Origin of the sequence: Paraburkholderia humisilvae, assembly GCF_902859855.1 — a bacterium.
GTDB lineage: Bacteria > Pseudomonadota > Gammaproteobacteria > Burkholderiales > Burkholderiaceae > Paraburkholderia > Paraburkholderia humisilvae.
On the sequence record NZ_CADIKH010000041.1, the window covers coordinates 1 to 23,000 of the forward strand.

Consider the following 23,000-nt stretch of genomic DNA (forward strand, 5'->3'; position numbering starts at 1 on the left):
ATCGTCAACGATGACTGGACGGTCGTGCGCGCGGCGGAAGACGGCACGCTGCCGGCGGTGGACGCGTTGCCGGCCGGCAAGGTGCTGGTGCCGCTCGCGTTGTGGCAAAGCTCGCGCGACGCGCTGACGGTCGCGCGTGGCGCTGCCGGGATCGGCGTGTGGCTCGCGCCGGATAGCGAACCGGCCGAAATCGCCGGCGATTTCGACAAGCTCGCGCTAATCGCAGTCGATTTCCCGGTGTTCCGTGACGGCCGCGGCTACAGCATTGCGCGTCTGCTGCGTGAACGTTATGGCTACCAGGGCGAGATTCGCGCGATCGGCGATGTGCTGCGCGATCAGTTGCGCTTCTACGAGCGCTGCGGGTTCAACGCGTACGCGCTGCGCGCCGACAAGGACATTGACGACGCGCTGAAGGCGTTTACCGAGTTTACGGTGCAGTACCAGGGCGCGTTCGACGATCCGCGTCCGCTGTTCCGTCGCCGCGCAGCAGCGGCCGCGCAAAAGGTCTCGGCATGAGCGACCTGCAAAACGTGGCGCCGGAGCTGGCTGCGAAGATCGAGCGGCTCGATGCGCTGCTCGATTCGATCGCGGCACGTCATGCGGACGTCAAGTTTGCGAGCAGCCTTGCCGCGGAAGACATGCTGCTCACGCACGCGATTCTGTCGCGCGGCGTGAAGATCGGCGTCTTCACGCTGAATACGGGCCGCCTGCACGCGGAAACGCTCGGCATGCTCGATCGTGTGCGCGAACGCTACGGCTATGACATCGAACAGTTCCACCCGCAGCCGGCCGCGGTCGACGAATACGCCGCCGCGCACGGTCTGAACGCGTTCTACGAAAGCATCGACCTGCGCAAGCGCTGCTGCGAAATCCGCAAGGTCGAACCGCTGAACCGCGCACTCGCCGGCGTCAGTGCATGGGTGACGGGCCAGCGCCGCGAGCAGTCGGTGACGCGTGCGGAATTGCACGAGGAAGAGCACGACGCCGCGCGCGATATCGCCAAGTTCAATCCGCTCGCCGATTGGACGGAAGCCGACGTGTGGGCGTACCTCGACGCTTTCGACGTGCCGGTTAATCCACTGCACGCACGCGGCTACCCGAGCATCGGCTGCGAGCCCTGTACGCGCGCGATCCGGCCGGGCGAAGACAGCCGGGCTGGTCGCTGGTGGTGGGAGTCGCGCGATACGAAGGAATGTGGGCTGCACATCACCACCATTCCGATTGCGGTGAGTCCGGAAAGCGCATCTGCGTGATCACCCGCAAGCAGACCGCCCGTAAGCCCCAGCGCCAAGTCTTATCGATACCGCGAGCCGGTTGCACCGCTCGCCAGACGAATCAACGAAGGACCCGAACTATGAGCACGACGCTCGAACCGACTGTCACCGCCCCGCTCACGAATCCGGGCAACCGGATGGACCATCTCGACTGGCTCGAAGCCGAGTCGATCCACATCCTGCGTGAGCTCGTCGCCGAATGCAGCAAGCCCGCGCTGCTGTTCTCGGGCGGCAAGGACTCGGTGGTGGTGCTGCATCTCGCGCTGAAGGCGTTCGGCCTTGGCGCGAACCGCCGGACCTTGCTGCCGTTTCCGCTGGTGCATATCGACACAGGCCACAACTACGACGAAGTGATCGACTTCCGCGATCGCCGCGCGCAGGAAATCGGCGCGGAACTGGTGGTCGGCCATGTCGAAGATTCGATCAAACGCGGTACCGTGCGGCTGCGCCGCGAGACCGATTCGCGCAACGCGGCGCAGGCGGTCACGCTGCTCGAGACGATCGAGCAATACGGCTATACCGCGATGATCGGCGGCGCGCGCCGCGACGAAGAGAAGGCACGCGCGAAAGAGCGGATCTTCTCGTTTCGCGATGAGTTCGGCCAGTGGGACCCGAAGGCGCAGCGCCCTGAACTATGGAGCCTGTATAACGCGCGCCTGCATCAGGGTGAACACCTGCGTGTGTTCCCGATCTCGAACTGGACCGAACTCGACGTGTGGCAATACATCGCGCGCGAACAGCTCGAACTGCCGTCGATCTACTATGCGCACCGCCGCGAAATCGTGCGCCGCAACGGTCTGCTGGTGCCGGTTACGCCGCTTACGCCGATGCGCGAAGACGAAACCAGCGAACAGGCGCTGGTGCGTTTCCGCACGGTCGGCGACATCAGCTGCACGTGCCCGGTCGCGAGTGACGCGGATACCCTCGAGAAGATCATCGCCGAAACGGCGGTGACCGAGATCACCGAACGCGGCGCGACACGGATGGACGACCAGACGTCCGAGGCCGCGATGGAACAGCGCAAGAAGCAGGGTTATTTCTGAAGCACACGAGGTAAGACAGTCATGAGCATTCATCAACCGCAAGACCTCGGCGTGCTGCGTTTCATCACGGCGGGCAGTGTCGACGATGGCAAGAGCACGCTGATCGGCCGCCTGCTGTACGACAGCAAGGCGGTGCTGTCGGACCAGCTGTCCGCGCTGTCGCGTGCGAAGAACAAGCGCACGGTCGGCGATGAGATCGACCTGTCGCTGTTGACGGACGGTCTCGAAGCCGAACGCGAGCAGGGCATCACGATCGACGTCGCGTATCGTTACTTCGCGACGGCCAAGCGCAAGTTCATCATCGCCGATACGCCGGGACACGAGCAGTACACGCGCAATATGGTGACCGGCGCGTCGACCGCGCATGCGGCGATCATTCTGGTCGATGCGACGCGTGTCACGCTCGAAAACGGTATTGCGCAATTGCTGCCGCAAACGAAGCGCCATAGCGCGATCGTGAAGCTGCTCGGTCTGCAGCATGTGATCGTCGCGATCAACAAGATGGATTTGGTCGACTTTAGCGAAACCCGTTTCAACGAGATTCGTGACGCGTATGTCGAACTGGCGCGCCAGTTGGGTTTGACCCATGTGCGCTTTGTGCCGGTGTCGGCGCTCAAGGGCGACAACATCGTGACCGCCAGCGAGCGGATGCCGTGGTACGCCGGCGAGCCGCTGCTCGATGTGCTCGAAGCGTTGCCGGTTGCGACCGCGAGCCATGACACGCTGCGCTTCCCGGTGCAGTGGGTCGCGCGCCAGGACGGCAGCCAGGCCGACGACTTCCGCGGTTATATGGGCCGTGTCGAGTCCGGCGAGGTGAAGGTGGGCGACGCGATCGTCGTGCTGCCGGGCAATCGCGAAGCGAGCATCGCGGAAATCATTGCGCCGGTGCCGGGCGGCACCGCGCAAGTGGACCGCGCATTCGCCGGGCAGACCGTGACGATTCGCCTGGAGCAGGATGTCGATGTGTCGCGCGGCGACACATTCGTGCACGCCGGCGATACGCTGCAGCCGGCGAAAAAGCTCGAAGCGGACCTGTGCTGGTTCGACGAAACGCCGTTGTCGACGCAGCGCAAGTATCTGCTGAAGCAGACCACCAACACGGTGTTTGCGCGCGTCGGCGCGATCCAGCAGGTGCTCGACGTGCATACGCTGTCGCACGCGACCGACCGGCTGGACTTGACGATGAACGACATCGGCCGCGTGTCGCTGACCCTGCAAAAGCCGCTTGTCTGCGACGAGTATGATACGCATCCAGGCACTGGCGCATTCGTGCTGATCGACGAAGCGACGCATCACACGGTCGCCGCAGGCATGATTCGTGCGGTTTCCGCCTGACGGGCGCGAGCCGATGTCTATCGCGGTTTTCATGCAGGCCGGACCAACGGAGCGGGAGCAAATGGGTAAGGTGTATCTGATCGGTGCAGGGCCTGGTGCGGCGGACCTCATTACGGTGCGCGGCGCGCGTCTGCTGGGCATCGCCGATGTCGTGCTGCACGATGCGCTGATCGAGCCGGAGATGCTCGAGCACGCGCCGCGTGCGCGCAAGATCGCGGTCGGCAAGCGTTGTGGGCAGCGCTCGACCGCGCAGCACTTTATCAACAAGCAGATTGTCGATGCGGCACGCGAGCACGACGTCGTGGTGCGTCTGAAGGGCGGCGATCCGATGTTGTTCGGCCGCGCCGATGAAGAGATGCGCGCACTCGAGGCGGCCGGCATCGAATATGAAGTCGTGCCGGGTATCACCGCGGCGCTGGCGGGCGCGTCCGCCCTGCAGCGCTCGCTGACGCTGCGTGGCGTGGCGCGCAGCGTTGCGCTCGCGACGCATAGCCGCGCGGCCGACACCGAAGCGATTCGCGAGCAGGTCAATGCCGATTCGCTGGTGTTCTACATGGGACGCGACAGCGCACCTGAAATCGCGCAACAGCTGATCGATGCGGGGCGCGCGTCGTCCACGCCGGTGGCGATCGTCGAAGCTTGCAGCACGCCGCGCGAGCGGACGCTGACGCTGACGCTCGAAGAGCTTGCGGCCGGCGATGCGCAACCCTGGCTGGACCCGGCGCAGCCGAGCCTGCTGATGATCGGCGATGCGTTTGCAGAACGGCAGCGCGCGGAGCAGGTGGTCGACGAAGTTGACGCTACGGCTGAAGTGGCCCGGGACGAAAAAGGAATACGCAGAGTGGCGTAGGTTTCACTAATCGGATCGGCCGATTGCGGGACAATGAAGGCGCGAGCAATCGCGCCTTTTTTATTGCCGATGCTCGCGCACGATGCGCACGGAGATCCAATCGAATGACCCAACAGGCCCCCGAGGCCACGACGCTGGCTGCGTGGCTCGATGCATTCTCGCGCGCGATGAATGGCGCGAACACCGATGAAGTCGTCGCGCTGTTCGGCGCTACCTGTTTCTGGCGCGACCTGGTCGCGTTCACGTGGGACATCCGCACGATGGAAGGGCGCGATGCGATTCGCGCGATGCTCGATGCGACCCTTGCGTCGATCCGGCCACGCGGCTGGGCCGTTGCCGAACCTGTGCGGCAGGGCGCGACCGATGGGTTCATTTCATTCGAGACCGAACGCGGCCGCTGCGATGGCTATGTGCGTCTCGATGCGCACGGCCGGTGTCTGACGCTGCTGACGGCGCTGCGGGAGTTCAAGGGCTTTGAGGAACCGCTACGCAGCCGGCGTGCGACAGGTCATGAACCACGAGACCCGGGCCTTCGAATCCACGAGCAGCCGATGGCGCAAACGGCCGAAGCCGGTGCAGCGAAACAGCCCTACGTGCTGATCGTCGGTGGCGGACACTGCGGATTGAGTCTCGCCGCGCGGCTCAAATTGCTTGGCGTGCCGGCGCTGATCGTCGACCGCCATGCGCGTACGGGGGATAGCTGGCGTGCGCGATATGCGTCGCTGCATCTGCATGACCCGGTGTGGTCGAATCATCTGCCTTACCTGAATTTTCCGGACCATTGGCCCGTGTTCCCGGCGAAGGATCAGGTCGGCGACTGGCTGGCGTCGTATGCGCAGATCATGGAACTCGACATCTGGCATCACACCGCGTGCGTCGGCGCGCAATACGACGCGGCGAACGGCCGATGGCAGGCGCGTGTCGTGCAAGGCGGCCGTGAAACGACGCTGCGGGCGCAGCATCTCGTGTTGGCGACCGGCTTGAACGGCGAGCCTGATATTCCTGCGCTTCCCGGTGCGGAATCGTTCGCGGGTACGCAGCGTCACTCGAGTGCGCATCCGGGTGGCGCAGGGTTCAACGGTCGCAAGGTGGTCGTATTCGGTTCGAACAACTCCGCACACGATATTTGCGAAGACCTGTTTGATCATGGCGCCGATGTGACGATGGTCCAGCGCTCGTCGACGCACGTGATTCGCCAGGCGCGCGTGCTCGACATGATGCGCTCGCTGTATTCGGAAGAGGCGGTGGCCCGCGGACTCGATGTCGAACAGGCCGACCTGCAGCGCGCGGCATTGCCGATGCGTATGCTTCCGGTCGTGTTCCGGCCGATCATGGAAAAGATCGCCCGCGAGGACGACGCGTTCTATCAGCGGCTTGCGGCGGTGGGTTTCCGGCTGGACTTCGGCGACGATGGGGCGGGCATTGTCGGGAAATATTTGCGCAAAGGGTCGGGCTACTACATCGATACGGGTGCGTCGGAGCTGGTTGCAAATGGAAGCATCAAGCTGAAGTCCGGCGTTCAGCCGATACGTATCGAGCGTTCGTGCGTCGTGCTGAGCGACGGCTCGCGTGTCGATGCGGATGACATCATCTATGCGACCGGATATCGACCGATAAACGAGGTCATTGCAAAGCTCATTTCGCCTGACGTTGCGGCATCGGTCGGACGCGTATACGGGTACGGCTCGGGGCTCGATGGTGATCCGGGCCCGTGGAACGGCGAGCTGCGCAATATGTGGAAACCGACGCGGCAACCGGGGCTGTGGTTTCACGGCGGCAATTTCCAGATGGCGCGGTTTTATTCGAAGTTTCTCGCGCTGCAATTGAAGGCGCGGTACGAGGGATTGCAGGTTGAGGTATTTCAGCCGTAGGAGATCCGGCGCGGTTCAGGACGGGGTCGTCGATGCAGCCGTGAACTCTGCGTCAATATAAATTCCCGCATTAGCATCATTGAAGCGACGTTAGTAAAATTAGCTTCTCTTATCCGGCGAACGACATCAAACTGCACGATTTTAATCGTCCAGCTGATCCCCTTCGAAGCGAGGCCGCCATGACGCTTACTCCCTTTAAACTCGAACGTTACTTCGCGCAGCACGAGTTCACCGCTCAATATCTTTTGTGCAGTTCGGACCCCGAGTCGATGTCGGTGAGCGAATTGCTGGCCTATGAGCCGGGCTCGTCTGAAGGACTGGTACAAACATGGCTCGGCTACACCGAATACCCTGGCGCTCCGGCACTGCGCAACGAACTCGCGAAGCAGCTCTACACCGCGACGCACGCCGACCAGATCATTGTCCATACGGGCGCGCAGGAAGCGATCTACTCGTTCATGAACGCGATGTTCGCACCCGGCGACCATGTGATCGTGCATATGCCGGGCTATCAATCGCACTATTCGATCGCGCAAGATCGCGGGCTCGCGGTGACGCGATGGATGGCGCGCGAATCGTCGGGCTGGTCACTCGATGTCGACGAACTGGCCAATCTGATCCGCCCGGAAACCAAGGCGCTGGTGGTCTGCTTCCCGCACAACCCGACGGGCTATCTGCCAAGCGCCGACGAGTTCAACGCGATCGTCGAATTCGCGCGGCGCAACGGCTTGCTGCTTTTCAGCGACGAAGTGTATCGCGGCCTCGAACTCGATCCCGCACACCGGCTGCCTGCCGCATGTGACGTGTATGAACGGGCGGTGTCGCTGGGCGCGTTGGCGAAGTCGCACGGTCTCGCGGGATTGCGCATCGGCTGGATTGCGACGCGCGATCGCGAAGTGCTGCAGCGCATGAGTGTCTTCAAGGACTATCTGACAATCAGCAACAGCGCGCCGAGCGAATATCTCGCGACAATCGCGATCCGCCATACCGACGCATTGACCCGTCGGGCCACTGACATCACGCGCGCAAACCTGCAGTTACTGGATGCGTTTTTTGCACGGCATGACGGGACTTTCGAATGGCGCAGGCCGTCCGCTGGAACCATCGCGTTCCCGCGTTTGAAGAACCTGTCGGCGTATACATTCTGCGAAAGATTGATCGGGCAAACCGGCGTATTGCTACTGCCGAGCACGTTGCTCGACTACGGCGATGCGAACTTCCGGATCGGTTTTGGCCGCAAGAACATGTCGCAGATTCTGCCGATTTTTGAAGACTACCTCGTCAACCTGCGCGGCAACCGCTAAAAGAGCACGAAGCGAGTCGAAGCTAAATCTGTCGCAGACAATATCGCGCGATCGCTTCGATCACCGCGTCGTCTTCGCCGACGGGCGGCGCACAGCGAATCTCGACGTCGGGATGGGCAGCCCGGCAGCGGTCGACGATTACCGGCAGGTCCTGCCGGATGTGTCCGCCCTGGCCGAAGAACACCGGCACGATGGTGACGGCGCCACAGCCGTTCGCCACTTGCTGCGCGACGGCAGTGGGCAAATCCGGTTCCATCAGTTCGAGAAACGCGAGCGAAACGGGGTCACTGCGAAGACTGCGCAACATATTGGCGAGCCTTTCGAACGGCTCCGCCCAGCGCGCGTCGCGTGCGCCATGCGCAAACAGAACAATGCCTGCTGCCGCATGCGCCCATTTCACCGAATCAGTTGCCATCACACATTCCCCCGGCTGGCCGTTGCGCCGCCGCTAATGCCGGTCAACCCACTTCAGGCCAACCAGCCCCAGCACCAGGTACACCAGCCCCGGCGTCGCGGCGGTCAACGGCGCGGGCCAGGTGTTCAGGTTGCCGATGTGCGAGAACAGCGTGTTGAACAGCTGGAAGCTCATCCCGAGCATAATCCCGCCGAACACCTTCATGCCGACCACGCCCGCGCGCGTATGCAGATACGCGAACGGCAGCGATAGCACCAGCATCACGAACACCGCAAACGGATACAGCAGCTTACGCCACAGCGCGATCTCATAGCGCTGCGTGTCCTGATGGTTTTCGGTCAAGTGCTGGATATAGCGAAACAGATTGAACATCGACATTCTGTCTGGCGACACCAGCAGCACCGACAGAATCTGCGGTGTCAGTTCCGAACGCAGCGAGTACTCGGGCAGCGTGATCTGCTTCGCGCGATAGACCGGGTTCAGCGCATCCGTCGGCGTGACGCCGGGCGGCACCACATCGATCAGTTGCGTATCGGTGACGTCGGTCAACTTCCAGTGTCCCGGCGGCTGATACACGCCTGACTTCGCGATTCGCACATTCGACAGCCGGAACTTCGAGTCGAACTCGTAAATGCGCACATTGCTGATCGTCGCGTCGGGCCTCAGCTCGCCGACGTTGACAAAGCGCGTGACCTGCTCGCCGTCGGCGCGCGCGGTCAGCGTGTCTTTCACCCACACGCCCGATTCGAAGTTGCTCGACACCGCCGAGCCGAGCGCTTCGAGCCGCACGCGTTCGGACAACTGGTCCGTATACGGTCCGACCACTTCGCCGATCAGATAGGTCAACAGCACGAGCGGGATGCCGATCTTCAGCAGCGAACGCAGCGCCTGATTGGTCGCGAGACCGGATACGCGGAAAATCGTGTATTCGGAGTTCGCGGCCATCTGCGCGAAGACGTAGATCGCGCTGATCAGCGCCGCGACCGGAATGATTTCGTAGAAGCGCGACGGCGTTTGCAATGCAACGCGCAGCACCGCAAAGCTGAAGTTGTAGTGGCCGCGGCCAACGGAATTGAGTTCGTTGATCAGGTCGAAGAAGAAAAACAGGCCGGAAAACGCGAACAGAATGAAGATGAACGACAGATAGACCTGACGTGCGAAATACCGCTCATAGATCCGCATCGGTCAGACTCCTTGCGACTGCGATGATGAACCGCTCGCCGACCCGCGGCTAAACATCGCACGTGAGAATAGCGGACGGTTGCGTACGCGCAGCCAGAAAATAAACACGACGATGAGCGCAACCACGATATGCAATCCGACCAGTCCGACCGGGAACGACATTTTTCCTTGCTGGATCCATGACTGAACGACATTCAGCACGTTCGAATAGGTCAGATAGATCAGCACCGCCATCACGAGGTTGATCGTGCGGCTACGGCGCGGGTTCTGGTAGGCGAGCGGAATGGCGAGCAGCATCAGGTTGATCGCGATCAGCGGCAGCCCGACGCGCCATGCGAACTCGGCGAGGTTGTCGCGGGTCGGGTTGCGCAGCAGGTCGAGCGTCGGCGTGCCGGTGGTGGTGGGGGTGCTAACCACCGGCTGGCTCTGGATCTTGATGCCATAGCGCTCGAACTCCATGATGCGGAAATCCGGGTGGCCGGGTTCACCGTCATATCGCCGGCCGTTTTCGAGCACGACGAAGCGATCGCCATTCTTCTGCGTTTCGGTATGACCGAACTTCGAGACGACCACATTGACCTTGCCGTTCTCGGTGCTCGTCACGAACACGTTCTCGACGTGCGACTGGTCCGGCGACATCCTCTCGATGAAGAACACGCGATGGCTGACCGCCGATTCGCGGAACTGGCCCGGCGCGAGCAGCGACACCTCGTCGCGCTGCTGGAAGCGCGCGCGGATCAGCTTGTTCTGCGCATTCGACCACGGCCAGCCGACAAACACGAAGAACATGATCAGGATGATGATCGGCGTCGAGAACACGGCGATCGGCTTGATGAACTGCGTGAGGCTCACGCCCGACGACAGCCACACGACCATTTCGGAGTCGCGGTACCAGCGCGTGAGCACGAACAGGATCGACACGAACAGGGTCGCGACCAGCATGATCGCGAGGTAACCGATCACGGTCAGCCCGATCAGCACCAGCACATCGCGCGGATCGATCTCGCCGGACGCGGCGAAACCGACGATGCGGATCATCATCGTGGTCAGCACGAGCGTCAGCAGGACCATGAACACGGCACCAGCCGTGTATGCCAGTTCGCGCTGGAGGGAGCGTTCAAAGATCATTGTTGATGAAGGGAGGGCATGCTCTACGGGGCGCCGTATGCGTAGTACGCACCTCCGAAGCGACGGCCACGGGAAAAATAGCGGATAATTGCGGCTTTCATCCTAAGCCCAGATTTTATCCGAGGACAAGCGCGATGGACTTTAGCATAAAAGCCTGTGATTGGAGCAAAGGCTCGACCCAAGGGTTCCTGACCGGAAAATCCGATTGCATCGTGATCGGCGTCTTCGAGTCGCAAACGCTGTCCGGCGCCGCACTGGAAATCGACACGGCGACCAAGGGCCTGCTGACGCGCATCATCAAGGCGGGCGATATCGACGGCAAGAACGGCAGCACGCTGTTCCTGCACGAAGTGTCCGGCATCGGCGCATCGCGCGTGCTGCTGGTTGGCCTCGGCAAACAGGATGCGTTCACGCAGAAGGCCTACGGCGACGCGGTGCGCGCCGCCTGGCGCGCCATTCTCGGTACGAAGATCGTGCAGGTCACTTTCACGCTCGCGCAGGCGCCGATCAAGGAGCGCACGTCGGACTGGGCGGTGCGCGCGGCCATCCTCGCCTTGCGCGAGCTGACGTACCGGTTCACGCAGATGAAGAGCAAGCCGGATACGACCGCGCGTGCGCTCAAGCGCATCGTGCTGACGGTCGATCCTGCCGACGAGAAGCTCGCCAAGCTTGCCGCGAAGCAGGGCGCGGCGCTCGCGAACGGCATGGATCTCACGCGCGACCTGGGCAACCTGCCCGGTAACGTCTGCACGCCGACCTATCTGGCGAGCGCCGCGAAGAAGCTTGCGAAGGACTGGAAACTGAAAGTCGAAGTGCTTGGCCAGAAGCAACTGGAAGCGCTGAAGATGGGCTCTTTCCTGTCGGTCGCGAAAGGTTCGGTCGAGCCGCCGCAATTTATCGTGCTGCAGTACCACGGCGGCGCGGCGAAGGCGGCGCCGGTCGTGCTGGTCGGCAAGGGCATCACGTTCGACACCGGCGGCATTTCGCTGAAGCCGGGTGAAGCCATGGATGAAATGAAGTACGACATGTGCGGCGCGGGTTCCGTGCTCGGCACGCTGCGCGCAGTCGCTGAAATGGGGCTGAAGATCAACGTGGTCGGCATTATCCCGACCTGCGAGAACATGCCGTCGGGCAATGCGACCAAGCCGGGCGACATCGTCACCAGCATGTCGGGCACGACGATCGAAGTGCTGAATACGGATGCCGAAGGGCGGCTGATCCTTGCCGACGCGCTCACGTACGCGGAGCGTTTCAAGCCGGCCGCGGTGATCGATATCGCGACGCTGACGGGCGCCTGCATCATCGCGCTCGGCCATCACAATACCGGCCTGTTCGCGAAGGACGACGCGCTCGCCGGCGAACTGCTCGACGCTGCGAAGGAAGCGGCGGACCCCGCCTGGCGGCTGCCGCTCGACGACGAATACCAGGATCTGCTGAAGTCGAATTTCGCCGATGTCGCGAACATCGGCGGGCGTCCGGCCGGCAGCGTGACCGCCGCGTGCTTTCTGTCGCGCTTTACCGAAGCGTATCCGTGGGCGCACCTCGATATCGCCGGCACCGCATGGAAGAGCGGTGCGGCAAAGGGCGCGACCGGCCGGCCAGTGCCGCTGCTGTCGCAGTTCCTGATCGATCGCGCCGCACAATGACGCAGCGCGTGAGCGCGTCGAGCGTGCGACCTGCGTCGGCTCATGCGAGCGACGCGCGCCGGCCGAACCGGCGGGGGTAGGCATGACGCGCATCGACTTTCATTCGAACGTCGGCGACTCGCTGTTGTACGCGTGCCGCCTCGTGCGCAAGGCGTATCAGGCGGGCCAGCCGCTCGTCGTGCTGGCCGAGCCGCCGCGGCTGCGCGCGTTCGACGAGCAGTTGTGGACGTTCTCGCCGCTCGACTTCGTGCCGCACTGCATGGCGGGCAGCGCGCTTGCTGCCGACACGCCGGTGGTGCTGGCCGCGAATCTGGACGACGCGCCGCATCATCAGATCCTGCTGAACCTGGGCGTGACGGTTCCCGCGCAGTTTGCGCGCTTCGAGCGGCTGCTCGAAGTGGTCGGCAATGCGCCGGACGAACTCGCGGCGGGTCGCGATCGCTATCGCTTCTATCGCGATCGCGGCTATGCTCTGAATAACTACAAGCAGGGCGGCTAGCGCTCAGGTTCGCGAATTGCGGCTGCGAACTGCAGTCGCGCATTGCGGCGAATAACGAGCTTCCCCATCGGGCCTGGTTTTGGCTCATCGGTTCGTCCGACTTATTGACGGAGTGCACCCATGTCCCATCCGAACGATCCTTCTTCTCCCGAGGCTGCGATCCCCGTTCTGAGCGAGGTGATCGTGCAGGGCGATCCGGCGCAGGCGCGTGACTTGCCCGAACTCACTGACGTTTTGTCGGAGGAACCCGCGTTTGTCACGCCGCCGGCTTCGGCCCAGGCGCCGACACCCGCCGCGGCATCCGCACCTGCGCCCGCACCGGTCGCACCCGCGACGCCGGACTACGACGCCGATCTGATTGCCGAACGGCTGCGCGGCCGCTTCGCAAGCTACCTGACAGGAGAAGGGCGCACGCTGATCGAAGCGCGCTGTCGCGACGCGATCGAGGACCACACGACATGGCTTGTCAACCAGATCACGCGCGAAGTCGCACTCGCGCTGGAGACGGAGATGGCAGGCTGGATTCGCGAGGCGATTCGCGAAGAGTTGAAGCTGCGCGGCCAAGGCTGAACCGGGGCGCCCCACGCGCCGGGCCTGGCGCGTGCGCGGCGTCGAAGGTTACTTGAGCGTCAGAATCCAGCTGGCAAGCTGCTCGGCTTCGTCTGGCGTGACCTGCGTATTGGCCGGCATGGGCACGGCTCCCCAAACGCCCGTGCTGCCTTCGATAATCTTGTGCGCAAGGTACTGCGACGCATCGCTGCGCGCCGCATAGCGCGCGGCAATATCGTGCAGCGACGGCCCCATCACCCGCCGGGTGACTGAATGACAGCTCAGGCAGTTTTCCTGCTGCGCGAGCGTGAGGCCCGGAGACGTTTCGGCATGCGCGGCCGGTTCGATCAACGTCAGGGCCAACGCGCCTGCCAACCCCACTGCTGCATACCGCTTCGGTTTCATCGTGGTCTCCACCGGCAACGGTGCGGGGCGGATGGCGCCTGCGCAGGGTTGTGTTCGTTTTGCTCGTACCGGGTGCCCGCATTATAAAAGCAAAGGGGCACACGATTTGTCGTGTGCCCCTGTCGTGCGCTTCTGTGCCTTCAGGTCACGCATGGTTCGGCATTCGGACGGCGCGCATCGGTCCGTCGCACGTGCGGCGCGCCGGTCGCTTCAAAAGCCGGCACGCCCGTCGAAACTGCGCTTAACCGGTTACCGCGCCCTTGTTCGCCGGCAGCGCGAGCGCGGCGTACTTCGCGAGCACGCCGCGCGTATAACGCGGCTTCGGCTGCTTCCATGCGGCGCGGCGGCGCTGCAGTTCAGCATCGTCGATGTTCAGTTGCAGCAGCAGCTTGTGCGCGTCGATCGTGATCGAATCGCCTTCCTGCACCAGCGCAATCGCGCCGCCGACGAACGCTTCCGGCGCGACGTGGCCGACCACCATGCCCCACGTGCCGCCGGAGAAGCGGCCGTCGGTGATCAGGCCGACCGATTCACCCAGCCCCTTGCCGATGATCGCCGAGGTCGGCGCCAGCATTTCCGGCATACCGGGGCCGCCTTGCGGGCCGAGGTAGCGCAGCACCACCACGTCGCCCGCCTTGATGCGGTCGTTCAGAATCGCGTCCATCGCGCTTTGCTCGTCGTCGAACACGCGCGCCGGGCCGGTGATCACCGGGTTCTTCAGGCCGGTGATCTTCGCGACCGCGCCGTCTTCCGCGAGATTGCCCTTCAGGATCGCCAGGTGGCCTTGTTTGTACAGCGCCTGCTCGATCGGGAAAATCACATGCTGATCGGCACGCGGCTTGCCCGGTACGTCCTTCAGTTCTTCAGCGAGCGTGCGGCCGGTGATCGTCACGCAGTCGCCGTGCAGCAGGCCCGCGTCGAGCAGGATCCTCAGCACTTGCGGGATACCGCCCGCCTGGTGCAGGTCGGTCGCGACATACTTGCCCGACGGCTTCAGGTCGCAGATGACCGGCACACGCTGGCGGATGCGCTCGAAATCTTCGATTGTCCAGCCCACTTCCGCGGCGTGCGCGATCGCGAGATAGTGCAGCACCGCGTTGGTCGACCCGCCGGTTGCCATGATCAGCGAGACTGCGTTTTCGATCGACTGCTTCGTGATGATGTCGCGCGGCTTGATGTCCTTCTTCACCGCTTCGACCAGCACGCGCGCCGATTCGGCGGCCGAGTCGACCTTTTCCTGGTCCGGGTTCGCCATCGTCGACGAGTACATCAACGACATGCCGAGTGCCTCGAACGACGAGCTCATCGTGTTCGCCGTGTACATGCCGCCGCATGAACCGGTGGTCGGGCATGAGTTCTGTTCGATGCCCTTGAAGTCTTCTTCGGACATGCGGCCCGCGGTGAATTCGCCAACCGCCTCGAACGACGACACGATGGTCAGCGCCTTGCCCTTCCAGTTGCCCGGCTTGATCGTGCCGCCGTACACGTAAATACCCGGCACGTTCATCCGCGCGAGGCCGATCATGCCGCCCGGCATGTTCTTGTCGCAGCCGCCGATCACGACCACGCCGTCCATCCACTGGCCTTGCACGCAGGTCTCGATCGCGTCCGCGATCACTTCGCGCGACACGAGCGAGTATTTCATCCCTTCGGTGCCCATCGACATGCCGTCGGAAATCGTCGGCGTGCCGAAAATCTGCGGGTTCGCGTCGGCGCCCTTGACCGCGGCCACGGCCGCGTCGGCCAGACGCTGCAGGCCGGCGTTGCAAGGGGTGATGGTCGAATGGCCATTGGCGACGCCGATCATCGGCTTGTCGAAGTCATCCTTCTTGTAGCCGATGGCGTAATACATCGAACGATTCGGCGAACGGGCCACGCCTTGCGTGATGTTCTTCGAGCGGCGGTTGTACGACATGGGGCGCTCCATCCAGTTTGTTGTGATCGGTGCGCCGGCGCTTGCGCGTGCACGGGTCAGATGCAGTGTAGGCCGGTCGCGTCGCGGAAGAATGCAGTTTCCGCGAGAGAATGTCCAATATATTATTGAGGGTAGATTAGGTCGAGAAATGTATCAAAGGAGGGATTCGTGACCACCCCGACCATGCCCGATTTGCGCCAGCTGCGCTACTTCGTCGCGGTCGCTGAAGAGAAGCACTTCGGCCGCGCGGCGGTGCGCCTGTCGATGACGCAGCCGCCGCTGTCGCAGGCGATCCGCGCGCTCGAGGAAACGCTCGGTGTCGAGCTGTTCGCGCGCACGAAGCGCTCGGTCGAACTGACGCCGGTCGGCGTCGATCTGCTGCCCGAAGTGCGGCGTCTGCTGGCAAGCGCGGAGGCGCTGCGGCCGCTCGCGCAGAGTCTTGCACGTGGCGAATCGGGCGGCTTGTCGCTGTCGTTCGTGTCGACCGCCGATTACGGTGTGCTGCCGCCCTTGCTGCGCGATTTCGGCGTGCGACATCCGCGCGTGCGGCTGCAACTCACCGAGGCGACCAGCGACATCCAGCTCGAAGAGCTGGTCGCGGGCCATATCGATGCGGGTCTCGTGATCGGGCCGCTGCCGCCGCGGTACGCGGCGCAGCTATCATGGCTGCCGATTGCGCGCGAGCCGCTGGTGATTGCGATGTCCGCGCAGATGGCGGCGCGTGTCGAGGCCAATGAGGCGGCCACCAGCAAAGCCACTGGGCGAGCGGGCGTCGAACCAGGTGAAGCGCATCCCACGGCCGCTCCGGCCGAATGGCGCGATTCGCCGATCAGCCTGCGCGATGCCGCCGACGCACCGCTCGTCATCTTCCCGCGGCGTTTGGCGCCTGGCTTTTATGACATCATTATGGATTGCTACGGCGCCGCCGGTCTGACACCGCGCATCGGGCAGGAAGCGATCCAGATGCAGACGATCGTCAGCCTCGTGTCGGCGGGCATGGGCGTCGCGCTGGTGCCGCAATCGTTGCGTAATCTGCGGCGCACGGGCGTGGTGTACCGGCCGTTGAGCGAGGCGGTGCCGGCGATCGAAACGGGGCTCGTGTGGCGCACGCAGGCGGTCAGTCCGGTGCTTGCCGGCTTCATCGAGATTGCGCGCGCGCATGCGGTGGCTCCGCGTCGCGCCTGATTTGATCCGATTGAACGCCCGCGCGCGTCGCCGGCTCCAACCCCACATCCGACACCTTCGTCCTTCACCCGAGTCTCCCAGAACCGACCTCCAACAATCCACACGATGCTCATTCACCCGAATTTCGATCCCGTCGCCATCCATCTCGGGCCGCTCGCCGTGCGCTGGTACGGCCTGATGTATCTCGTTGCCTTTATCGCGGCGATCGTCGTCGGCCGGTTGCGGCTGCGGCTGCCGCACGTTGCCGCGCAGGGCTGGACCGCGAAGGATATCGACGACATGCTGTTCTACGGCGTGCTCGGCACGATACTCGGCGGCCGGCTCGGCTACGTGCTGTTCTACAAGGCGAGCTTTTATTTCGCGCATCCGCTCGAGATCTTCAAGGTGTGGGAAGGCGGCATGTCGTTTCACGGCGGCTTCCTCGGCGTGGTGATCGCGATGACCCTGTTCGCGTGGCAGCGCAATCGCACGTGGATGCAGGTCACCGACTTTGTCGCGCCGATGGTGCCGACCGGTCTGGCTGCCGGGCGGCTTGGCAACTTTATCAACGGCGAGTTGTGGGGGCGTGTGACCGATCCGTCAGCGCCATGGGCGATGCTGTTCCCGGGCGCCGCGAACGACGACGCCGCGTGGCTTGCCGCCCATCCGCAGCAGGCTGCGCAATGGCATCTGAACGAAGTGTTCGCGCAATATCATCTGCTGCCGCGCCATCCGTCCGAGCTCTATGAAATCGCGCTCGAAGGCGTCGTGCTGTTTTTCGTGCTGATCTTCTTCTCGCGCAAACCGCGGCCGGTCGGCGCGGTGTCGGCGGTGTTCCTGATCGGCTATGGCCTTGCGCGCTTCACGGTCGAGTTCGCGCGCGAGCCTGATGATTTTCTCGGATTGCTTGCGCTTGGGTTGTCGATGGGCCAGTGGCTGTCGCTGCCGATGATCATTGCGGGCATCGTGATGCTCGTATGGTCGTATCGGCGTGCGGGGCGACAGGTGCGGCAGCCGGTGAATGTGAGTGGCAGTCCCTGAGGCCGGACGGGGCGGTGGTGCGCGTGATTTGCCGCGAACGTGATGCGCCGCCACGATGAACAAACGCCACGGCATACCGTGGCGTTTTCGTTTCAACCTGCGGTGACGCGCGCGTCACTTCATCTGCACCGAGCCCGACACATTGACGGTCACCGTCGATGTGCCGCCTTCGAGCGATACCGGCGCGATGGACTTCGCATCCGCGGACATCGCGCGCGCGCCCATCATCATCATCGGACGCGGCTGGATCAGGCCGCTCTGGCCGACGTTGACTTCGCGAATCGTATAGCTGCTGTAGCCGAACGCCTGCGCGGACGACGCCGCCTGCTGCCGGAACGACGCGATGGCCTCGCCGGTCAGCTTCTTCTCGGCGGCGCGCTGCGCTTCCGGCGACAACGAGAATTGCACGTTGCCGATCTGCATTCCCGGCGCCAACTGTCCGGCCAGCTTTGACGCAGCGGCAAAGTCGTGCGATTCGAGCAGGACCTCGGTGCGGCCGCGCCATGCGGAGATGCGCCCGTCACGATCGGTGGACGGGAAGATCGAGAACGAACCCGTGCGCGCGGTCACGCCGGCGACCCCTCTTGCCTTCTGTAAAGCGGCGTCCGCATGCTGATTCAGCGTGTTCGTCAAGGCCGAAGGGTCGCTCGCTTCCTGCTCGAAGAACAGCGTGATGTTGACGACGTCCTGCGGCACTTCGGTGCTCGCTTGCGCATTGAGCGACAGCACGCCCGACGGCTGAGCAGGCACGATGGTTTGCGCGCTTGCCTCGACAGGTGTGAGCGAAAGCAGCAGCGGCACGAGACAGGTTCCGGCGAGCGTCCATGCAAGCCTGGTTTTTTTGATCATGGATTTGACTCCTTGGTTAGGCGAGGGGTGCTCGCGGTTCGGGCGACGCGATGTGATGCATGCGAATGCGAGCTTGCAGGTCCCTTGCGATCCCGTTAGGCGGTAACCTTGACGATCAGGTTCCCGATCGACACCTGAATCGTTCCTCGACACTGAGCTTTGCGATGAGGCCGGGACACAAGCGTGAGGAACGGGGCGGCGACGGCTGCGCAATCATGCAGCGGGCTTCGCAAGCCGCTTCGTAATGAACTTCCATTCCGCGTCCGTGACCGGCGTGATGGACAAGCGGTTGCCCTTTGCGAGCACGCGCATGTCCGCGAGTTCGTCGTGCTCGCGCAGCGCGGCGAGCGGAATCAGTTGCAGCTTCTTCCTGAACACGACATCGACGAGCATCCAGCGCGGCGTTTCCTGCGACGACTTCGGGTCGTAGTACGGACTCTTCGGATCGAATTGAGTGGGGTCGGGATACGGCGTCGACGTCACTTCGGCGAGCCCCGCGATACCCGGTTCGGGGCAGCTCGAATGATAGAACAGCACGCCGTCGCCGGGCTTCATCCCGTCGCGCATGAAGTTGCGCGCCTGATAGTTGCGCACGCCGGTCCACGGCAAGGTGCGGTGAGGCGCGGCCTCGAGATCGTCGATGCTTGCTTCGTCCGGTTCGGACTTCATCAGCCAGTAGCGCATAAGTCAAATGGAACGTGACGTTAAGGACCTTGACGGGCGTTAAGGATGCTGCGGAACGGAAGCGCACCGAATCGATCGTTGAATGCGACAGCCCAATGAAAAACGGCACCGGACGTTTGTCCGATGCCGTTTGATATAGGTCCCCGCCATAGCCGCTAGGCCGGCATCCTGAACCTGAGGTTCAGAATTGGTCGCAGTTAGCAGCACTTCGGGTACATCAGACAGAGTGACGCGCACGCCCGTGCTACAAATTTCCGCAACCGTGCACATGGCATTGGTTCAAGGAATATATGACCTTGGCGAACCAGGCAGGGAAGCTAAAACAAGGTGAAGCTCAAACCGCTTCAGCAGGACCGCAACTCGAACGACCGACTCAACGACCGCCTACGATACGAACCCGCCTAAAGATGCTTTACTGAGCGCTGTATTGCTCGATCACTGCGTCGAGCTGCTTGTTCATTTGCGCCATTGTACGCCGGATTTCCTCGGCGGGAAATGATTCCCCATGGCGAACACTCGACTGCAACTGAAGCAGTTCCGATGCCAGCGAAAGGGCCGCCATCACCGCGATGCGGTCCTGGCCGCGCACGTTGCTGTTCGAGCGGATCTTCGTCATTTCGGCGTCGACGCGTGCGACCGCTTCCAGCAGCGCAGCCTCGGTTTCCGGCGAGCAGGCAAGACGATATGACTGGCCGAGAATCGACACTTCGATCTGCTTTGTGGTCATGCGTTTTCTCCGTGACGGGTCACGTCGCGATGCGCGCCTTCGTGCTCTTCTTCGTGATGGTCAGGGGCCAGCAGGTCGAGCTGATTGTCCGGCTCGGCATGCCCACGCGCACGCGGCAGCTTTTCGAGGATGGCGTTCAGGCGCACCTGTGCGTCGTCGATCTTGGCGGACAGCGTATCGCGTTCGGCCTGAAACGCATTGCGCTCTTCGCGAAGCTGCTCGAGTTCCGTGCGCGTGGCGTCGCATTCGGCGCGCGCTTGCGCGAGCTGCGCCTCGAGTGCGGCGCGCGCTTCCTGGTGCCGCTGGCTGATCTGGATCAGGCGGCCGATGTTCTTTGACAGGGTTTCGAGTTCGGTGAGCATGAGCTGCGTCCTCTAAAGACCCCGCATTTTAGCGCGGAATGCCCGACGTACGGGCATTTGTCTCGTTTCGAGACGTAACAGCAGCGCTTTGTGCGGCGGGATCGCGCGCGAGGCGTGGACGATGCTGTACGCGCGATGCGCAAAACACTCAACGTATACGCGTTTTTTGCAGACGGCAATGTGTGATCGAACAGAGGATTGCCTTTCGCGACGACCGGTCGACGAGCGGTGCCTGCGGCGTTCATAACGCGGACCACGTGCAAGCGAACCGGCAAGCCGCGGAGTGCGCGACGCGCAGGGCGCGGCCGATCCGTTCGGCGTGCCGACCTATCCAAAGCGAACCGTCGCGAACCATCGGCAGGGTCGCGCGCCGTTGGTTTGGCCGCTGGTTTGCCGGTTGATTTTCCCGTTCGCGAACGGCCGGCGAACCTCGCTGGCGCGCGCGTGCGCGCCGCGCGGGTATTCCGATGGTCGCGGGGCAAACAGTTACTATCTCGGCTACGGGCATCGCGTCAGCCGCGCGTGGAAGGCGACTGCAAGCGGGTCCGATCGGTCGCGGCACAAAACATAGAACTTCTTCGACAACGACGATGAACCTGCCTTCACGTATCGCACACGCTCGCGCAGCGCGCATCCGCTCGTGGGCCGGCAGCAACCGGGGGCTCGACTGCGGCCTTGACCGTGGCCCTGACCGTGGCCCTGACTGCGGCCAAAGCGGTGGCCAAAGCGGTGGCCAAAGCGGTGGCCAAAGCGGTGGCCAAAGCGGTGGCCCGGCCGCTTGCTCAAGCACTAGCCTGCCAGGCGCACGGAACCGCCGTGACTGAACTCGCGCGGATAAGCCACCCAGCGAAAGTTGCGCACGCGATGACCGCTCGCCGCGCGGCCGCGATCTGGGCAGTGCTCGGCGCGCTCGCCTGCGCGGTCTTCGTCGCATCGCTGGCACTGGGCAGTGTGTCGGTGGCGCCCGCGCGCGTGCTCGCCGCGCTGGTGCCGTCGTCACATGGCGCGCCGGGCGATCTCGCCGGCGAAATCGTCCGCTCGCTGCGGCTGCCGCGCGCGCTCGCCGGCTTTGCGTGCGGCGCGTTGCTTGCGCTTGCCGGCGCGCTGTTGCAGGTGTTGCTGCGCAATCCGCTTGCTGAACCGTACGTGCTCGGTGTATCGGGCGGCGCCGCGACCTTCGCGCTGTTCGCGATGATGGCCGGCTGCGCGTGGTGGGTCGTCGATGCGAGCGCTTGCGCGGGTGCGTTCGCATCGATCCTCGTCGTGCTTGGCCTCGCGCGCGGCGAACTGTGGCGCGGTGAACCGCAGGACACGTCGCCGCGTCTGTTGCTGACGGGCGCGGTGATTGCCGCGGGCTGGGGCGCGGTGATCACGCTGCTATTGACCGTCGCGCCCGAAAGCCGCCTGCGCGGGATGCTGTTCTGGCTGACCGGCGACCTGAGCGGCGGCACGCTGCCGTGGGCCGCGCTCGCGGCCGCCTTGCTCGCGCTGGCGGTCATCGTGCCCGTCGCGCCGCAACTGAACGTGCTGCTGCGCGGCGACGCCGCTGCGCGCGCGCTCGGTGTGCCGGTCGTGCGCTTGCGTCTGCGCGTGTACCTCGTTGCATCGCTGGCGACCGCCGCGGCGGTGACGACCGGCGGCACGATCGGCTTTGTCGGTCTGGTCGTGCCGCATATGCTGCGGCTCGCGTTCGGCAACGACCAGCGGATGCTGCTGCCCGCGGCCGCGCTCGGCGGCGGCGCGGCGGTGATGGGCGCGGACCTCGTCGCGCGCACCGTGATCGCGCCTGCCCAATTGCCGGTTGGCGTGATTACCGCGCTCGCGGGCGTGCCGGTGTTCCTGTGGATGCTGTTGCACAGGCGGCGCTGATGAACGCTCAAGCGTCCGCCGCTGTCGCCACGCTCCACGCGCAACATCTGACATTGCGCGCCGGTATGCGCACGCTTGTCGAAGACTTCACGCACACGTTTTATCCGGGCGAGATGTGGTGCATCGCCGGGCCGAACGGCGCCGGCAAAACCACGTTGATTGCAACGCTCGCGGGGCTGTTGCATCCGGCTGCGGGGCACGTCGAGATCGACGGTGTGCGCGCATCCGGCTGGCCGCCCGCGCGGCTGGCGCAACGGCGCGCGCTGATGCCGCAAAGTGCGCACGACGCGTTCAGTGCAAGCGTGCTCGACGTGGTGCTGCTGAACCGCTTTCCGCATCTAACCGGTTGGGGCTGGGAGCGCGCGGGCGATCGCGCGGCCGCGCATGCGGCGCTCGCGCTGCTCGGTCTCGCGGACTTCGCGCGGCGCGACGTGCTGTCTCTATCGGGCGGCGAACGCCAGCGTGTCGCGCTCGCCGCGGTACTGTGCCAGGACGCGCCGCTTTTGCTGCTCGACGAGCCGCTCGCGCATCTCGATCTGCATCATCAGATCGGTTGCCTCGAAGCGCTGGACGGTTGGACGCGCGACGGCACACGTCAGGCCGCGCGCACAATACTGTTTTCATGCCACGACCTGAATCTCGCGCGTCGCTTCGCGACGCATGCGCTGCTGCTGGACGGCTGCGGCGCGACCTGGACCGGGCCGGCGCGCGACGTGCTGACGCCCGAACTCGCGAGCCGCGCGTTCGGCTATCCGCTTGCCCTGATTCGCGACGGTGACCATGAAGCGTTGATTCCCGCGCTGCGGCCTTACCCGGGAGCCCGTTCGAATACGCCGCCGCTTCGCGATGGCGACACACCTGCTTCATCCTGTTGACGATCCTCACTCG

Annotated in this window: 23 protein-coding genes and 1 other RNA gene; 14 read left to right on the forward strand and 10 right to left on the reverse strand. The window is 63.9% G+C overall.

Annotated features, from left to right (window positions below; all coding sequences use genetic code 11):
• The 7 genes from HV796_RS30015 to HV796_RS30045 all read left to right on the forward strand — a co-directional run.
• Positions 1–516, forward strand: a 516-nt coding sequence (locus HV796_RS30015; protein ID WP_175230935.1) for a DUF934 domain-containing protein, incomplete at its 5' end; no start/stop codon positions are given.
• Entirely contained in the window at positions 513–1,253 is a 741-nt protein-coding gene (locus HV796_RS30020; RefSeq protein ID WP_175230938.1) for a phosphoadenylyl-sulfate reductase, read from the forward strand. The genes HV796_RS30015 and HV796_RS30020, both read left to right, overlap by 4 nt.
• 101 nt (positions 1,254–1,354) lie before the next feature.
• Positions 1,355–2,317, forward strand: a complete 963-nt coding sequence (cysD, locus tag HV796_RS30025; RefSeq protein ID WP_175230941.1) for a sulfate adenylyltransferase subunit CysD — start codon at positions 1,355–1,357, stop codon at positions 2,315–2,317.
• Between the two features lie 21 nt (positions 2,318–2,338).
• Positions 2,339–3,652 (forward strand): sulfate adenylyltransferase subunit 1, encoded by a 1,314-nt coding sequence (locus HV796_RS30030; protein WP_175230943.1) that lies wholly within the window; start codon positions 2,339–2,341, stop codon positions 3,650–3,652.
• A 61-nt stretch (positions 3,653–3,713) separates the two neighbouring features.
• Positions 3,714–4,502 carry a uroporphyrinogen-III C-methyltransferase gene (gene cobA, locus HV796_RS30035; RefSeq protein WP_175231087.1) on the forward strand — a complete coding sequence of 263 codons (789 nt, stop codon included), beginning with the start codon at positions 3,714–3,716 and terminating at the stop codon, positions 4,500–4,502.
• 104 nt (positions 4,503–4,606) lie between these two features.
• The gene (locus HV796_RS30040) at positions 4,607–6,373 is read left to right on the forward strand and encodes a flavin-containing monooxygenase (protein ID WP_175230947.1); all 1,767 of its coding nucleotides are present in this window, start codon (positions 4,607–4,609) and stop codon (positions 6,371–6,373) included.
• 179 nt (positions 6,374–6,552) lie between these two features.
• Entirely contained in the window at positions 6,553–7,677 is a 1,125-nt protein-coding gene (locus HV796_RS30045; protein WP_175230950.1) for an aminotransferase class I/II-fold pyridoxal phosphate-dependent enzyme, read from the forward strand.
• Positions 7,678–7,699: 22 nt separating this feature from the next.
• On the opposite strand, the gene HV796_RS30050 is transcribed toward HV796_RS30045, so the two are convergent.
• From HV796_RS30050 to lptF, 3 genes are read right to left on the reverse strand one after another with little or no spacing between them, the layout of a single operon-like run.
• The gene (locus tag HV796_RS30050) at positions 7,700–8,092 is read right to left on the reverse strand and encodes a sirohydrochlorin chelatase (RefSeq protein WP_175230954.1); all 393 of its coding nucleotides are present in this window, start codon (positions 8,090–8,092) and stop codon (positions 7,700–7,702) included.
• A 33-nt stretch (positions 8,093–8,125) separates the two neighbouring features.
• Positions 8,126–9,274, reverse strand: a complete 1,149-nt coding sequence (lptG, locus tag HV796_RS30055; RefSeq protein WP_175230957.1) for an LPS export ABC transporter permease LptG — start codon at positions 9,272–9,274, stop codon at positions 8,126–8,128.
• Positions 9,275–9,277: 3 nt separating this feature from the next.
• Positions 9,278–10,402 carry an LPS export ABC transporter permease LptF gene (lptF, locus tag HV796_RS30060; protein ID WP_175230960.1) on the reverse strand — a complete coding sequence of 375 codons (1,125 nt, stop codon included), beginning with the start codon at positions 10,400–10,402 and terminating at the stop codon, positions 9,278–9,280.
• A gap of 134 nt (positions 10,403–10,536) precedes the next feature.
• On the opposite strand from lptF, the gene HV796_RS30065 reads away from it, so the two are divergent.
• The 3 genes from HV796_RS30065 to HV796_RS30075 all read left to right on the forward strand — a co-directional run bounded on the left by HV796_RS30065 (position 10,537) and on the right by HV796_RS30075 (position 13,117).
• A complete protein-coding gene (locus HV796_RS30065; protein WP_175230963.1) occupies positions 10,537–12,048 on the forward strand; it encodes a leucyl aminopeptidase in 1,512 nt (503 codons plus the stop codon).
• A gap of 82 nt (positions 12,049–12,130) precedes the next feature.
• Complete coding sequence (locus tag HV796_RS30070) at positions 12,131–12,547, forward strand: DNA polymerase III subunit chi (protein ID WP_175230966.1); 417 nt, start codon at positions 12,131–12,133, stop codon at positions 12,545–12,547.
• Between the two features lie 120 nt (positions 12,548–12,667).
• Entirely contained in the window at positions 12,668–13,117 is a 450-nt protein-coding gene (locus tag HV796_RS30075) for a DUF2486 family protein (protein ID WP_175230969.1), read from the forward strand.
• Positions 13,118–13,165: 48 nt separating this feature from the next.
• On the opposite strand, the gene HV796_RS30080 is transcribed toward HV796_RS30075, so the two are convergent.
• Positions 13,166–13,501, reverse strand: a complete 336-nt coding sequence (locus HV796_RS30080; protein WP_175230972.1) for a c-type cytochrome — start codon at positions 13,499–13,501, stop codon at positions 13,166–13,168.
• A gap of 241 nt (positions 13,502–13,742) precedes the next feature.
• Positions 13,743–15,416, reverse strand: a complete 1,674-nt coding sequence (ilvD, locus tag HV796_RS30085; RefSeq protein ID WP_175230975.1) for a dihydroxy-acid dehydratase — start codon at positions 15,414–15,416, stop codon at positions 13,743–13,745.
• Positions 15,417–15,599: 183 nt separating this feature from the next.
• On the opposite strand from ilvD, the gene HV796_RS30090 reads away from it, so the two are divergent.
• Both HV796_RS30090 and lgt read left to right on the forward strand, forming a co-directional pair.
• Entirely contained in the window at positions 15,600–16,601 is a 1,002-nt protein-coding gene (locus tag HV796_RS30090; protein ID WP_175231090.1) for a LysR family transcriptional regulator, read from the forward strand.
• Positions 16,602–16,706: 105 nt separating this feature from the next.
• Positions 16,707–17,621, forward strand: coding sequence for a prolipoprotein diacylglyceryl transferase (lgt, locus tag HV796_RS30095; RefSeq protein ID WP_175230980.1), 915 nt, complete (start codon positions 16,707–16,709; stop codon positions 17,619–17,621).
• 114 nt (positions 17,622–17,735) lie between these two features.
• Here the strand turns inward: lgt and HV796_RS30100 are convergent, their stop codons facing one another.
• The 5 genes from HV796_RS30100 to HV796_RS30120 form a co-directional block, all read right to left on the reverse strand.
• Entirely contained in the window at positions 17,736–18,470 is a 735-nt protein-coding gene (locus HV796_RS30100; RefSeq protein WP_175230983.1) for an SIMPL domain-containing protein, read from the reverse strand.
• 213 nt (positions 18,471–18,683) lie between these two features.
• Positions 18,684–19,154 carry an EVE domain-containing protein gene (locus HV796_RS30105; protein WP_175230986.1) on the reverse strand — a complete coding sequence of 157 codons (471 nt, stop codon included), beginning with the start codon at positions 19,152–19,154 and terminating at the stop codon, positions 18,684–18,686.
• 136 nt (positions 19,155–19,290) lie between these two features.
• Positions 19,291–19,472, reverse strand: a non-coding RNA gene (gene ssrS, locus HV796_RS30110) — 6S RNA.
• 94 nt (positions 19,473–19,566) lie between these two features.
• Positions 19,567–19,881, reverse strand: a complete 315-nt coding sequence (locus HV796_RS30115) for a cell division protein ZapA (RefSeq protein WP_175230989.1) — start codon at positions 19,879–19,881, stop codon at positions 19,567–19,569.
• On the reverse strand, positions 19,878–20,243 hold the full coding sequence (locus tag HV796_RS30120) for an ATPase (RefSeq protein WP_175230992.1): 366 nt from the start codon (positions 20,241–20,243) through the stop codon (positions 19,878–19,880). The genes HV796_RS30115 and HV796_RS30120 overlap by 4 nt, the downstream gene beginning before the upstream one ends.
• An 864-nt stretch (positions 20,244–21,107) precedes the next feature.
• On the opposite strand from HV796_RS30120, the gene HV796_RS30125 reads away from it, so the two are divergent.
• Entirely contained in the window at positions 21,108–22,112 is a 1,005-nt protein-coding gene (locus HV796_RS30125) for a FecCD family ABC transporter permease (RefSeq protein ID WP_175231092.1), read from the forward strand.
• Entirely contained in the window at positions 22,112–22,987 is an 876-nt protein-coding gene (locus HV796_RS30130; protein ID WP_175230995.1) for an ABC transporter ATP-binding protein, read from the forward strand. The genes HV796_RS30125 and HV796_RS30130 overlap by 1 nt, the downstream gene beginning before the upstream one ends.
• Positions 22,988–23,000 lie beyond the last annotated feature (13 nt).